Annotated in this window: 19 protein-coding genes, 1 tRNA gene and 1 pseudogene; 18 read left to right on the top strand and 3 right to left on the bottom strand. The window is 38.3% G+C overall.

The genetic code is table 11. The features are described from left to right. The 7 genes from WAX46_RS14385 to WAX46_RS14415 form a co-directional block, all read left to right on the top strand. Positions 1-287, top strand: a 287-nt coding sequence (locus WAX46_RS14385) for an IS3 family transposase (protein ID WP_336493564.1), incomplete at its 5' end; no start/stop codon positions are given. Between the two features lie 183 nt (positions 288-470). Beyond that, the gene (locus tag WAX46_RS14390; protein ID WP_226569909.1) at positions 471-644 is read left to right on the top strand and encodes a hypothetical protein; all 174 of its coding nucleotides are present in this window, start codon (positions 471-473) and stop codon (positions 642-644) included. Positions 645-1,038: 394 nt separating this feature from the next. Beyond that, positions 1,039-1,242 (top strand): YqgQ family protein, encoded by a 204-nt coding sequence (locus WAX46_RS14395; RefSeq protein ID WP_226569911.1) that lies wholly within the window; start codon positions 1,039-1,041, stop codon positions 1,240-1,242. Between the two features lie 14 nt (positions 1,243-1,256). Beyond that, positions 1,257-2,225 (top strand): ROK family glucokinase, encoded by a 969-nt coding sequence (locus tag WAX46_RS14400; protein WP_226569913.1) that lies wholly within the window; start codon positions 1,257-1,259, stop codon positions 2,223-2,225. 196 nt (positions 2,226-2,421) lie between these two features. Beyond that, positions 2,422-4,341, top strand: coding sequence for an LTA synthase family protein (locus WAX46_RS14405; RefSeq protein WP_226569915.1), 1,920 nt, complete (start codon positions 2,422-2,424; stop codon positions 4,339-4,341). 85 nt (positions 4,342-4,426) lie between these two features. Then, positions 4,427-5,551: a M14 family metallopeptidase gene (locus WAX46_RS14410; protein ID WP_226569917.1), complete on the top strand. Its 1,125-nt coding sequence runs from the start codon at positions 4,427-4,429 to the stop codon at positions 5,549-5,551. Between the two features lie 462 nt (positions 5,552-6,013). Beyond that, positions 6,014-6,328, top strand: a complete 315-nt coding sequence (locus tag WAX46_RS14415) for an MTH1187 family thiamine-binding protein (RefSeq protein ID WP_226569920.1) — start codon at positions 6,014-6,016, stop codon at positions 6,326-6,328. A 227-nt stretch (positions 6,329-6,555) separates the two neighbouring features. Here the strand turns inward: WAX46_RS14415 and WAX46_RS14420 are convergent, their stop codons facing one another. Then, complete coding sequence (locus tag WAX46_RS14420; protein ID WP_336494240.1) at positions 6,556-6,729, bottom strand: DUF2759 domain-containing protein; 174 nt, start codon at positions 6,727-6,729, stop codon at positions 6,556-6,558. A 157-nt stretch (positions 6,730-6,886) separates the two neighbouring features. On the opposite strand from WAX46_RS14420, the gene WAX46_RS14425 reads away from it, so the two are divergent. Beyond that, positions 6,887-7,525: an MBL fold metallo-hydrolase gene (locus WAX46_RS14425; RefSeq protein ID WP_226569924.1), complete on the top strand. Its 639-nt coding sequence runs from the start codon at positions 6,887-6,889 to the stop codon at positions 7,523-7,525. Positions 7,526-7,573: 48 nt separating this feature from the next. On the opposite strand, the gene WAX46_RS14430 is transcribed toward WAX46_RS14425, so the two are convergent. Further along, a complete protein-coding gene (locus WAX46_RS14430) occupies positions 7,574-7,816 on the bottom strand; it encodes a DUF2626 domain-containing protein (RefSeq protein WP_003217440.1) in 243 nt (80 codons plus the stop codon). 205 nt (positions 7,817-8,021) lie between these two features. On the opposite strand from WAX46_RS14430, the gene WAX46_RS14435 reads away from it, so the two are divergent. Further along, positions 8,022-8,402: a Spx/MgsR family RNA polymerase-binding regulatory protein gene (locus WAX46_RS14435; RefSeq protein WP_226569926.1), complete on the top strand. Its 381-nt coding sequence runs from the start codon at positions 8,022-8,024 to the stop codon at positions 8,400-8,402. A gap of 49 nt (positions 8,403-8,451) precedes the next feature. On the opposite strand, the gene WAX46_RS14440 is transcribed toward WAX46_RS14435, so the two are convergent. Beyond that, positions 8,452-8,522, bottom strand: a tRNA-Gln gene (locus WAX46_RS14440). A 117-nt stretch (positions 8,523-8,639) separates the two neighbouring features. On the opposite strand from WAX46_RS14440, the pseudogene WAX46_RS14445 reads away from it, so the two are divergent. The 9 genes and pseudogenes from WAX46_RS14445 to WAX46_RS14485 form a co-directional block, all read left to right on the top strand. Beyond that, a pseudogene (locus WAX46_RS14445) lies at positions 8,640-9,167 on the top strand (STAS domain-containing protein); the annotation flags it as partial. 198 nt (positions 9,168-9,365) lie between these two features. Further along, a complete protein-coding gene (gene comGA, locus WAX46_RS14450) occupies positions 9,366-10,436 on the top strand; it encodes a competence type IV pilus ATPase ComGA (RefSeq protein ID WP_226569928.1) in 1,071 nt (356 codons plus the stop codon). After that, a complete protein-coding gene (comGB, locus tag WAX46_RS14455) occupies positions 10,417-11,457 on the top strand; it encodes a competence type IV pilus assembly protein ComGB (RefSeq protein ID WP_336494241.1) in 1,041 nt (346 codons plus the stop codon). The genes comGA and comGB overlap by 20 nt, the downstream gene beginning before the upstream one ends. Before the next feature lie 16 nt (positions 11,458-11,473). Further along, on the top strand, positions 11,474-11,767 hold the full coding sequence (comGC, locus tag WAX46_RS14460) for a competence type IV pilus major pilin ComGC (RefSeq protein WP_226569933.1): 294 nt from the start codon (positions 11,474-11,476) through the stop codon (positions 11,765-11,767). Continuing rightward, entirely contained in the window at positions 11,760-12,206 is a 447-nt protein-coding gene (gene comGD / locus WAX46_RS14465) for a competence type IV pilus minor pilin ComGD (RefSeq protein WP_226569934.1), read from the top strand. Before comGC ends, comGD begins: the two co-directional genes overlap by 8 nt. Before the next feature lie 19 nt (positions 12,207-12,225). After that, positions 12,226-12,504 carry a type II secretion system protein gene (locus WAX46_RS14470; RefSeq protein ID WP_336494243.1) on the top strand — a complete coding sequence of 93 codons (279 nt, stop codon included), beginning with the start codon at positions 12,226-12,228 and terminating at the stop codon, positions 12,502-12,504. Then, entirely contained in the window at positions 12,416-12,943 is a 528-nt protein-coding gene (comGF, locus tag WAX46_RS14475) for a competence type IV pilus minor pilin ComGF (protein WP_336494242.1), read from the top strand. Before WAX46_RS14470 ends, comGF begins: the two co-directional genes overlap by 89 nt. After that, complete coding sequence (locus WAX46_RS14480; protein ID WP_226569939.1) at positions 12,940-13,326, top strand: competence type IV pilus minor pilin ComGG; 387 nt, start codon at positions 12,940-12,942, stop codon at positions 13,324-13,326. Before comGF ends, WAX46_RS14480 begins: the two co-directional genes overlap by 4 nt. A 60-nt stretch (positions 13,327-13,386) precedes the next feature. Then, positions 13,387-13,581, top strand: a complete 195-nt coding sequence (locus WAX46_RS14485) for a YqzE family protein (protein WP_226569941.1) — start codon at positions 13,387-13,389, stop codon at positions 13,579-13,581. The last annotated feature ends 139 nt before the right edge of the window (positions 13,582-13,720 follow it).

Below are 13,720 nucleotides of genomic sequence, written 5' to 3' on the forward strand. Positions count from 1 at the left end.
ATTCAGATCAAGGATTCCAATACACAACAAAAGCATATCAAAAGCGACTAGAAAACGTTGGTTTGAAGGGCAGTCATTCCCGAAGGGGAAACTGCCTAGATAATGCCTGTATCGAATCATTTTTCTCACATCTCAAAACAGAGAACACTTACTTTTCTTCGTGTCAAACGGAAAAAGAGCTTCATAAAAGCATAGAAGATTACATTCAATTCTATAATCATGATCGATTCCAGAAAAAATTAAACCAGTGTGCTCCGGTAGAATACCGTCACACACTGGCAGGTTAGGCTTTTTATAATTGTCTACTTGACAGGGATAAGACCACTTTCACATGAAGAGCGGACTTTTTGTGTTGATAATGCATCACAAAAGCAAAGTAAATCTCAAGATGATCGCTTGTCGACAAAAAAGGATGTTCATGCATAAACCAATCCTATTTAAGCCACGATACAAACATAGGAGGGAATATCATGAATAAAATGATTTGGAGCATTGTGTTCACACTGTTTGCGTTTGTACTTGTGCAAAATCGTTATCGGCTCATGAATTTAATATTAGGTCAAAACCAAGTGCGTCACTTTTTAATTAAGTGGCTGGTCAAAATCCCATATTTTCGGACGAAATTTATTCGCCAAGCATTTTAATCCCGCAAAAGCCGGGATTTTTTTGTTCAGAAATGCGTATAACAACGATTCTTGTTATAATAATGTAAAAAATGGAGCGCGTATGAATGTTATAGATAGTCTTACACTTCATATTTATGCACTCTCTGAAGCGCAGCTCAAAAGTCGCTTGAAAAAGATCCAAATGAACCGAATAAACTGTATCATTTGTCATTGGTATATGCAAAAAAAAAGGGGATACAGTGAAAGCAGAAGAACGAATTGAAGACGCGTTAAAGCAAGATCCTCAAAATGATCAATTTTTAAAGCTGAAGCAATATATTGAAAACACGCAAACACGTTAAATCACTTGACTGAAAGTGTATTTATGAATACGCTTATCCTATCTGTTGATTTAAAGAAATGGTGAAAATTAATGAAAACGTTATATGATGTACAGCAACTGCTCATGAGATTTGGAAATTATGTGTATTTCGGAGATCGTGAAGTGGAATTAGAATTTATGGCGGATGAGTTGAAGGAAATGTATACATCGGGAATGATAGACCGGACCGAATGGTCTAACGCAATGACCATTCTTCAAATGGAGCTAGCCAAATTAAATCGAAAAACCATGTGAAGGTGGGAGTGTATATGACAGGGGATTTGTTTGTAGGTGTTGATCTTGGTGGTACGACAATTAAGCTTGCGTTTATTAATCTCTATGGTGAAATTCAGCATAAGTGGGAGATTCCTACGGATAAATCTGGTCAGACGATCACAGTTGATATTGCCAAATCAATTGACCATAAGCTGGCTGAGATCAGTTTGCCAAAATCGACTCTCATTGGTATAGGAATGGGGGCACCTGGACCAATCGATAAAGTATCCGGAATTGTCTATAAAACAACGAATTTGGGCTGGACAAACTATCCTTTGAAAGATCACTTAGAGGCAGAGACGGGACTTCCATCTGTCATCGAAAATGATGCAAACATGGCTGCACTCGGTGAAATGTGGAAAGGTGCAGGAGATGGTGCTAAAAATATTCTCATGGTTACACTAGGCACAGGTGTAGGGGGCGGCATCATTGTGAATGGAGAAGTCGTTCAAGGTGAAACAGGTGCTGGCGGAGAAATTGGACATGTTTGTGCAGTTCCATTTCAGGGAGCACCGTGTAACTGCGGAAGAACGGGCTGTATTGAAACCATTGCATCTGCAACCGGCATTGTTCGGCTTGCAAAGGATAAATTAGAAACAGAGCAACATACTTCTTCACTCAGCACACTCACTTCGCTGTCTGCTAAGGCTGTATTTGAGGCGGCAAATAACGAAGATGATCTTGGAATGCGTGTTGTAGAAGAAGTGACAACACATCTTGGACTTGTACTAGCGAATCTTGCCAGTGCTTTAAACCCAACAAAAATCGTCATCGGTGGCGGTGTTTCTAAAGCAGGAGAGCTTCTTCGCAGTAAAGTAGAGCGTGTGGTCAAACATCATGCATTCCCGCCTTGTGCTGAAGATGTAGAAGTTGTGATTGCATCACTTGGAAATGATGCAGGCGTCATTGGCGGTGCATGGATGGCACGCAACAAGTGGGTGTCTTCAACAAAAATGTCATAATGATGTCATTTTTATTAAAAAAGCGATATATGGGCATGAAATTGAATGTTTAGCATATTCATAAGTTTGTCATGGGGAAAAAGACATTGATTTTCCAGCACAGACAGGATAAGATATACTTTAGTTATTTTCGAAGAAGCACCAATCATTAGGGCATGTCCCTAACCTGTGTGCGTTTTAGCATAAGGAGGTTACAATGCGAAAGAAAAGATTAAAGGCGATTTCATTTTTACTGATTGCGACATTGCTAATGTGGGTCAAAACCTATGTTATCTATAAATCTAGCTTCAATATCAAAATTGAAAATTTCATGCAGGAGTTTATCCTGTTTATTAATCCGCTTAGCTTTCTCTTGTTTATCTTCGGTATCGGTTTATTTTTGAAAGAAAAAAATCGCAATCGATATATCATCGTGATGAGTTTTATCCTGACATTGATTTTGTTAGCCAACATTGTATTTTATCGATTCTATAGTGATTTTCTTACCATCCCCGTCCTATTTCAAACAAATAATATGGGTGACCTTGGGTCAAGTATTACCACTTTAATTGAACCAGTAGATTTTCTGATGTTCGTTGATATTATCATTTTAATTTGGCTATATAAAAAACAGCCATCCTTTAGAACGGATGTCATGATTTCACGAAAGGAACGAGCAGTATATTATTTATTTGTTGCAGCCATTTTCTTCTTTAACCTCGGTTTGGCTGAGACTGAAAGACCAGAATTGCTAACTCGTTCATTTGATCGTGAGATGCTAGTGAAAAATATCAGCTTATATAACTTCCATATTTATGATGGAATTTTGCAATCGAAGCAATCCGCACAACGAGCACTTGCTGACAGCAATAGCTTAACTGAAATTGAAAACTATGTAAGTGCCAATCAAACAGACCGCAATGAAAAGACGTTTGGTCAAGCAAAAGGGCGAAATGTCATTCTTGTATCCCTTGAGTCTACTCAGAGCTTTGTCATTAATGAAAAACTGAATGGGAAAGAGATTACCCCATTTTTGAACTCATTAATCAAGAAAAGTTACAATTTCAACAATTTCTATCATCAAACAGGTCAAGGCAAAACATCTGACTCAGAGTTTATTGTAGATAATTCTCTCTATCCACTTGGAAGAGGGGCTGTGTTCTTTACAAACCCAAATAATGATTATACAGCTACACCTGAGCTGTTAAAGGATGAGGGCTACCATTCTTCTATCCTTCATGCGAATAACAAAAGCTTCTGGAACCGTGATTTGATCTATGATAGCTTTGGCTACGACAAGTTCTTTGATATTAAATCATTTGATGTGAATGAAGAGAACTCAGTTGGATGGGGACTAAAAGATGGTCCGTTCTTCGAACAGTCAGCTGAATTGATGAAGTCTTTACCGCAGCCTTTCTATACGAGATTGATTACATTAACGAATCACTTTCCGTTTGATCTAGACGAAGAAGATAAGCTGATTGATGAATATGATTCGAAGAGCAAAACGTTAAATAAGTTCTTCCCTACAGTACGATATCAAGATGAGGCACTTAAGCTTTTCTTTGAAAAGATGAAGGAAACAGGTTTGTACGATAACTCCATTTTTGTTTTATATGGAGATCACTACGGAATCTCAGAAAACCACAATGAAGCAATGGGGCAATTCTTAAACAAAGAGATTACCCCATTTGAAGAAGTTCAGCTTCAAAAAGTGCCATTTTTGGTTCATATTCCAGGTATAACTGATAAGAATCCGAAAGAAATTGATACGGTTGGCGGGCAGGTGGATATTCGTCCAACATTGTTGAATCTTCTAGGGATTGATACAAGTAAGGAAATTCAATTCGGTCATGATCTTTTATCAAAAGATACGAATGACTTCACTGTTCTTCGTGATGGAAGCTTTATTACGAAGGACAGCATTTTCACAGATGGTGTTTGTTACAATAAAGCAACGGGCGAGCCAAGAGATGATAAAACCGTTTGTCAGCCTTATGAAGAAAAGGCAAAGCAAGAGCTTCAATTCTCTGATCAAATTATTTATGGGGATCTCCTTAGATTTTATGACAGGAATAGCTCGGACCATTCACCGTCGGAAAAAGAAGATGAAGTTAAGCTGAAAAAGGCATCCTAATCTATGAGAAAACCCTCCGTTATTTAAAAGCGGAGGTTTTCTTTTTTGCATATTAACTCATATAGTATGAGAGGGGGGGATGTAAATGAAGACAACATCGTTTGGAAAAATTAAATGGCAGCTGAAAGATGTCAAGATAGATGATGTGGCAAAACGGCTTGGCATAGGGGACGCAGCTTTCCATTTATCCAATCAAACAAGTGCCAATCTTCTTTTTTTACCAGGATATAGACTCCCGGAAGGAACACATGCATTTCATTCTATAAGTCTTATGAAGGGATTCATTGCGCCTCATCGGTTGCAGCAATCAGATGATTGGATGAATGGACCATATGAATATGATAGTGCTGCCTTAGAGGAGGAGCTAAGACAATTGAAGGCCGTTTTTCCTTTTCTTCATATCAATGTGATTGGTCATTCAGTGCTCGATACTCCTATTTATGAAATCCGTACAGAGCCTGTTCAGTATTTACATTCTATTCATCTTAATGCCTCTTTTCATGCAAATGAATGGATCACCACATCTGTTTTATTAAAATGGCTGAAATCACTTTGTTTAGCAGCGTGTGATCCAGTGCAAGCAAGACATGATGAAGCGGTACGTATACTGCAAACCACGGCTTTATCTATTGTGCCAATGGTCAATCCAGATGGAGTGGATTTGGTTCGCAATGGTCCAGAATCACTAGGTCTAAGCGATGAAGAGTTTAGACCGCTGAATGGTGGGTTTTCTGATTATCAAGAATGGAAGGCGAATATTCGAGGTGTTGATTTAAACAATCAATTTCCTGCCTATTGGGAAATTGAATACTATCGTAATCAGCCGAAGGCTCCGTCTTATAGGGATTTTCCTGGACATCAGCCGTTAACGGAACCAGAAGCCAAAGCGATGGCAAATCTTGCGTTACGCAAGCGCTTTGACAGGCTGATCGCCCTTCATACACAAGGAGAAGAGATATACTGGGGCTTTCTCGGTCACGAACCGGTAATGTCAAAAGAAACAGTCGAACGATTAGAACGGGTGAGCGGTTACAAACCAATTCAATATCTTGATAGCTATGCAGGCTATCGTGATTGGTTTATATATCAATTTCAAAGTGAGGGCTACACAGTGGAACTTGGCCTGGGGAAGAATCCTCTTTCAATGAATCAATTTGATTCGATTTATGAAAAAACAAAACGGTTATTATGGGAAGCGTGTAAATGTTAAAAATAAATCAATTCAATCTCTTATGGTCAATAAAGGCAGCGTGGAACTGCTTGAGAATGCCCCCTTGTAAGTTATTGTGAAAGAAGTAGATGTAAAAAAAGGATATGTATTTGGGAAGATGTCGATCATTGAGTGCTCAAAGCCTGTGGAAAAGAAATTTCACTTACTTATTTGTTTCTAAAATGTGCAAAATTTCTCTTAATTGTTTCTCTTTTAACGCCATCTTGTGGCTTTTTTTAGTGCTAGGCGGGAAAGGAGCAATAGGGACACGTTTTTTATTGCGGTCAGTTTTGTCCCTCAAGCGATCGTTGAGCCGTACGTGATACAAAAAGCGAATGCAACCATCCAATCAGAAAATCATGTCATACGGCTTGTGACGGTTACTGTGGTGTGAGGATGGCTTTTTTGAATCATTTACAATGAGGAGTAAAAATGAGGTTTTGATTGAAAGGAGCAAGAAACATGGCCATTGCAGATGTCACCATCATTCCAATAGGCACAGATACACCAAGCGTGAGTGTATATGTAGCAGATGTACAAAAGATTTTAGAAGGATTTCAACAAGAAGGGAAAATCAAATATCAGTTAACGCCAATGAATACGTTAATTGAAGGTGAATTATCCGTTTTGTTCGAGGTCATTCAACGAATCCATGAAGCACCTTTTGAAAAGGGATTACACCGAGTAGCAACCAATATCCGCATAGATGACAGAAGGGATCAAACCACAACCCTGACAAGCAAATTAGAAAGTGTGAATAAACACTTAAATCAATAAAAAAAGCCTGCTATTTACAGGCTTTCAGCGTGAAGTCAAACCCTCGCATTCGTTGTCAGTTCTGCGTGCCGGTGCTCACGAATATGTCATTTGCTCCGCTCCGGTGCTCGTCCTTCCTAGACTTCAAGGGTTTTCTGTTTTCTATCACGCTGAACGGAAGACAAAGGGCTAAATAAGACGATTTTAGCCCTTTGTCAACAATTTAATGGCCCGATATATGCAGGCTTTTAATGTGCAGTTGGATAACCGCTATAGATGATGGTCATGACGGTAAACCATCCAAAAACCAAAAATGTAGCGCCAGCAAAAGCGATGGCAAGTACGTTCACTTTTTTGAGTGAGCGATAGATGCCGAGAGCAGCTAAAATCGTGACTAGACCAAAAATAATGACGAGTATCATATGAAAGTCCCCCTTTGTCATCAATCCCCTTGATTTCCTTTCTTTTCATTTTAACCGTTTTCATAAATCTTGTCGAGTAGATTCAAGTTGACGATTGTTTGAATTTTTATCGAATAGCCTTCATAATAAAAAAGAATGAATAAAGTAGGTGATGAAAATGAATTGGAGAAGAATGCCACTAGGCTATGTACAAGCGAATGCATATATTTGGACAAATAAGCAGAGGGAATGCTTAATTTTTGATCCGGGCGGTGAAGCACAAAAGCTGATTTCCTATGTGAAAGAAAAAAAGCTAACACCGCTCGCTATCTTACTGACACATGCCCATTTTGATCATATTGGTGCGGCAGATGAGGTGCGCGCAAAATGGGGATTGCCACTATATGTACATGAAGAGGAAAAAGAATGGCTTACGAATGCTGAGTTAAACGGTTCAGCTCGATTGATTAAAAATGGAATTACTGTCAAAAAAGCTGAAAAACTGATTACGTCAGAAGGAACACTCCAAATCGGATCGTTTACATTGGAAATGTTCCATACACCCGGGCATTCACCAGGCAGTGTGTCTTACTATTCGAAGCAAGAAGGATTTGTCATCTCTGGTGACACATTATTTCAAGGCGGCATTGGGAGAACAGATTTAGTGGGAGGCAGTCAGGAAGTATTGCTTCAATCGATTCATGACAAATTGTTATCATTGCCAGAATCAACCCTTGTTTTAAGTGGACATGGGGAGGAAACGACTGTTTTGACAGAGCAGGAGCAAAATCCGTTTATTAATGGATTTTCACTTTAAACACAGGCATGAAAAAAGCATCTCTATAAGAAGAGATGCTTTTTTCTATTAATGTCCGGTACCGGGAACCATGATGAAAATCGAATAATATGTAAATCCGGCAAAGAAAATTGTCAAGTACGCTCCGAAAATGTAAATATACATTCTTTCAGATAAATTCAAGTAGGATAAAAATACAAAAAGAACGGTTTGACCGAAGAACAGTAAGGATGCATCTTTCATATGTCCTAAATAGAACATGACAGCAAAAATACCCGTCCAAAAGCCAAGCACTCGGAACATGCGATTCATTTCTTTTCCTCCCCTTAAAAAACCCCTTTGATTCATATTATAGCTGATAGTCACTTGTTATGTAAACATTTACATTTTTGATATCTTGTGAACATTTATTTAGCAAGAGGAGAAAATTTGAAAATTGATAAAAAGTGTTTATGCCCAAATACATGAGGGTACTTACTTTATAAGAGAAGAGGTTAACACCTAAGGAGGAAGACTAATGAGTGACATTACTTTTTATTCATACCCAAGCTGCACGTCTTGCCGCAAAACAAAACATTGGTTAAAGGTGAACCAAATTGATTTTAAAGAGCGTCACCTTTTCAGAGAAACGCCAACGCTAGATGAATTAAAAAAGATTCTTTCCTTAACAACAGAGGGATTGGATGAAATTTTAGCAACGCGAAGCCAAGCATTTAAAAGTCTAAATTTAAATATTAATGATTTAAAAGTAAACGAAGTCCTTCGGCTTCTCATTGAAAAACCAAAGTTACTCAGGAGACCGATCATCATTGATGGGAATAAATTAGTTATTGGCTATAATCCTGGGGAACTCATAAAAATCTCAAAAAAGAAAACGATTCATCAATCAGTGTCCTAATCAAAAACGAAGATAGTTGAAACATGCTTCAGCCGTCTTCGTTTTTGAACTGGGCTAGCTGGGTTCGAACCAACGATCACGGAGTCAAAGTCCATTGCCTTACCACTTGGCTATAGCCCAATATCAAATGTGTAATGATATTGTTCACCATCTGCGGTCAAATTTATACATAAAAGTTTGTTTGTCCTTAGTTTTAAGTGAAAAAGGAGCGAAAGGAGCAAAATGAAATATAGGTATCTTTATGGACAATTTAAGGTGTTCCGCACATTTTCTGTTCGAGAATTGAGAAATTCACACAAGAAACAGAACTTGAAGTGATTCAAGATGTTTGCAGGTGGAAACAGCATTTTCACTCCACATTTGATGATATGATCGAGCGTTTATCAGAAGAATATGACCGCGTCACACTGAATCAGTTAAACGCACAAAGAGAAATGATCCAAGAACTGAGTGCACCTGTTATTCCAGTATCAAAAGAGATCGGGATTATGTAGCGGATTGGAGAAATTGATACGTACAAGGCCAAAATTATTTTGGAGCCCGTGCTAGAGCAAGCTTCAAGGCTGCGTCTGACGCATTTATTTATTGATATATCCGGCGTGCCAGTCATTGATACAATGGTATTCAGATGGAGAAGATTCTAGGAATTGAGACCATTATTTCAGGCATACTGTTGTGAAACTAGGCCTTGATTTCTCAAAAGTAAATACGGAACATAGCCTTGCAAAAGCTTTAGAAAAAAGAGGATTCCGTATCTTTGAATAGCAGCAGCAAGAAGCAACATGATGAAAAAACCTGTACTTGTAAAAGTCAAGTTTTTTGATATGATCTTTTGTTACATTCATTGAAATACATCATGTGTTGATGATTTTAACGCTTTTTCAGGCATTAAAAGCATCAAATACGCTTTTGTCAGTCAGGTTTCTCCATCTTACAATATGGTCAGAGAAAGGAGTGAGCCAGTTGTATGATATTGAATATTTAGGACAAGAGCTACTAGAAGAAGCATGCCACATGAGGGCTTCTGATTTGCATATTGTCCCGAGAGAGAAGGAAGCTTTGGTTTCTTTCCGGGTAGACTCAGATTTAATTCAACAGCGAAAGATTGATAAAAAGACAGGGGAGAGGTTAATTGCTCATTTTAAATTTTTATCCTCCATGGATATCGGTGAAAAAAGGAGACCACAAAACGGGTCATTGGCTTTTATGCTAAGAACCGGCCGAGTGTTTGTGCGGATGTCTACATTACCAACTGTGAATGATGAAAGTTTGGTGATTAGGATGTTACCACAGGATCATGTGCCAAAAACAAAATATCTGTCGTTATTCCCGAAAGCTTCAGCCAGATTATTATCATTTCTCAATCATTCACACGGACTCATTTTATTTACAGGCCCAACAAATTCAGGGAAAACAACAACACTTTATTCATTGATACAGTTTGCAAAAAATCATTTTAATCGAAATATTATTACACTTGAAGACCCTGTGGAAACAAGAAATGAAGAGGTGCTACAAGTTCAAGTAAATGAAAAAGCAGGCATCACGTATGCAGCTGGTTTACGCGCCATTTTAAGACATGATCCAGATATGATTGTGCTAGGGGAAATAAGAGATGCTGAAACAGCAAAAACGGCAATTAGAGCAGCACTGACGGGCCATTTGGTCATGAGTACACTGCATGCTAAAAATGCAAAAGGTGCCCTTTACCGAATGATTGAATTTGGTGTGACGATGAATGAACTTGAACAAACAATGGTCGCAATTGCTGCACAGCGATTAATTGAACTGACGTGTCCTTTTTGCGGGGAAACATGTCAGCTTTACTGCAAATTAAATCGACCGATCAGACGAACAAATGTATTTGAATTGCTTTATGGAAAGAAGCTTGATGAGTGTATCAAGGAGGCCAAAGGAGAATACGCTCACTCGTCATATGAAACACTGCAAAGATTAATTCGTAAAGGAGTGGCACTAGGCTATTTATCGAAAAACACATATCATCGCTGGGTTTATGAAGAAGCGAACCTCTAAAGCATGGTCTCGAAAGGATCAAGCTGAATTTCTATCAAAACTTTCTCAATTGATTCAGGCTGGATATACATTGATTGATGCATTAACGATGGTGAATATCCAGTTAACGAAGAAACAACAGATGCTATTAACGTCAGGCATTCAGTTGTTGCTTGAAGGGGAGCCTTTTTATGTTGTATTGGAGAGACTCCATTTTCAGCGAGAAGTCATCGCTATTCTCTGTTTTTCAGAGAAGCATGGCAGCCTAGCACGCGCTCTTGAACAAAGCTCACGTTTTTTAGAGAAAAAAGTCCTTCAGTTAGACACGTTCAAACGCATGTTACGTTACCCGATTTTCCTCATCTTTACGGTCTTGGTTGTGCTGATACTTGTTCAGCAGATGATCATCCCTCAATTTTCTCTATTGTACTCATCGATGGATTCCCGCATGTCATGGCTGATCCAAGGGATGTTTGGACTCTTTCAATTTCTATATGCTTTCCTGCTCATCATAGCCTGTATGTGTATCTGTCTGACTGGATATTATTATGTCTTTTTTAAGAAAAAATCGACCCTTGAGAAACTGAGAGTCATAAGCAGGCTGCCGATGTTATATAAAGGGATGCAACTGATGCATACTTATCTTTTTTCTCTTCAGCTAAGCGGACTTCTACAAGCTGGATTATCAATTTACGAAAGTTTGCAAGCTTTTAAACAGCAAAGCTATTTACCCTTTCTTCAAGAAATATCTGAACAGATGATTAGAGATTTAAGAAATGGAGAAACCATGGAACATCAAGTAAGCGGGTCTCCTTTTTTTGAAAGACATTTTGCAGCTGTGATCAAGCATGGGGAAGCAAGCGGGATGCTTGCAAGAGAAATGTACACTTATAGTCAATTTTTATTAGAGAATGCAGAGTTAAAAATTGAGAAATGGGTTTCATGGCTGCAGCCAGCCATATATGGTTTGACAGCTTTCCTCATACTAATTGTGTATCTATCTATTCTTTTACCAATGTATCAACTAATGGAACAAGTGTGAGAAGGAGGACAGATGTATGAATGATAAAGGATTTACGCTGTTAGAAATGTTAATTGTCATGCTCGTGATTTCAATTCTTTTATTGATTACCATTCCAAATATCACACGCCACCACCAAAGCATTCAAGCAAAGGGTTGTGAAGGGCTGAAATCAATGGTAAGTACACAGGTGATGGCATATGAATTAGAGCATGACGGAAAGACGCCATCATTAGCTGAATTAGAAAAAGAAGGCTATGTGAAAAAGGGGTTAACTTGTCCTAATGGAAAAGCCATTGTCATTCAAAATGGCGATGTGAAGAATGAATAAATTGATGACACATGAGAAGGGATTTACGCTCATTGAGCAGCTTATGATCTTACTTGTTTTATCTATCCTTTTATCGATTGTAGGAGAAAAAGTTCCAAACATTTTAGAAAGTGCTGAAGCAAAAAAACAAGTGAACATCATCAAACAGGATCTACAATTTGCTTCTTATACGGCCTTTATAAAAAAAACCCGAGTGAAGGTTGAGATTCATCCGCAACATGTATCCTATGAAGTAATCGATCAAAATGGTGATAAGGTGATTGCTTCTAATCAGCACACAAAAGGCTTCATCAAGCATTCTACATTTTCACAGGGTATCCATTTTAATGTAAACGGACATCCAAGCAGTGGTGGGTCTCTTATTATTCAATTTGGTAGTCAAACATATAAACTCACGATCTATTTAGGGAGCGGTCGGATCAATGTTCAGAAACAGTAGAGGGTTTAGTACGATTGAGATGCTTTTTGCAAGCCATATCTTCCTATTTGCAGCTCTTGTGCTCATGCCAACCTATGAAAAACTAATTATAGGGAAAAAAGAATTAAGAGCAAAACTTGAAGCTTACCAAGTTTTACATGAACATATGAACGAAGCTTTCATAGAAGGTAAAAAGCAAACCGTCAATAAGAAACGAGGCGAGGTCACATATGAACTCAATTGGAGTCAACAGAAGGGATGTGTATCATACAAAGTACAAAAAAAGCAGACCATTTGCTTCCGTTATTTTAAGCGATGAACAGGGTTTTACACTTGTTCAAGCGCTGTGGCAAATGCAGCTATATCTCATCCTTTGTTTTGGCTGTGTGCTGATCTTTTCTGTTGCTGAGAAAGCTCATCCATTTGAAGAAATCAACCAATTTTCACATATGGAATGGAAGCAAACGGTATTGCAATTAGAGGAAGAATTAAATCGTGCAGTGGCTGTTGGAGCTGTGAAAAAAGGAAAAGCGTTAGAGTATATCTCCGATCAAGGACGAGTGGTAACAATTGAGCCATATCAAGAGATACTGCGGAAACGAATGGATCAGGCAGGGCATCTTCCTTTATTGCAAAAGGTAAAACAATTTCGTGTAAGAACGGCTCAGCAAACAACAATACTCGAAGTCACAGATGTATCTGGTAAGGTGTATGAAGCCGTTTTTTTTACCTATAAAGGAGTGGTTCCTAAAACGTGAAAAGTGAAAAAGGATTTATCTATCCGCACGTACTTGCTACAATTCTATTATTTCTGTTGATCCTAGGGTCAATGTCGATCGGGCTTCAAAAAGAATTAAAAAGTACAGAGCTTACGATTTCTTTTTATAAAAAACAGCAGTTGTTTAGAATTGGTGTAAGTGAAGCTGCAAGCAAATTAAATCGTATTTGTGATCAGCAGAAAAAAGCCCATGTTGACACCGAAGAGGGCCGTGTGACACTGAAACAGATCGGTTGCGATCAAAAGAAAAAGCTTGTCTGCATTTTAATCAAGGTGAAAACAAAGGATGGTTTAGCTGATGAGCGGGAACTGGTGATGGATTGGAAGACAGGTGAAATCATCAAATGGACATTTCCCGAGTAGCCAGTGTATAAAATCATGCTCTTCTTGGTAACACTTTAAGCAAGAAGAGGTGAGTGTTCATTGAAAACAAATGACTATGTAAAATATATGACACAGGAAATCATTAAATATATGAATACACCACGTGACGAACGGAAAGAGCATAAACAAGAAAAAATGATGACAAAATTGCCATTTTCACAGCGTTTATTTGGTGTTCTACCGTTTGGTTTTTTAATGATGCTAAAAAAACGTCATCGACATCGACAAAAGTAAAAAGCCGCCAGCTGATATTATCCCCTCTAAGTAGACAGTGTAAAAAGCCCAAGAACATATCTTGGCTGTTACACTATACTTGGAGGGGATTTTTTATGGCTAGAAAGGGACAACAATTTCAACACTATTCTAAAGAATT

The sequence above is a fragment of the Bacillus sp. FJAT-53060 genome (assembly GCF_037104745.1).
Classification (GTDB): Bacteria; Bacillota; Bacilli; order Bacillales; family Bacillaceae; genus Bacillus; species Bacillus stratosphericus_B.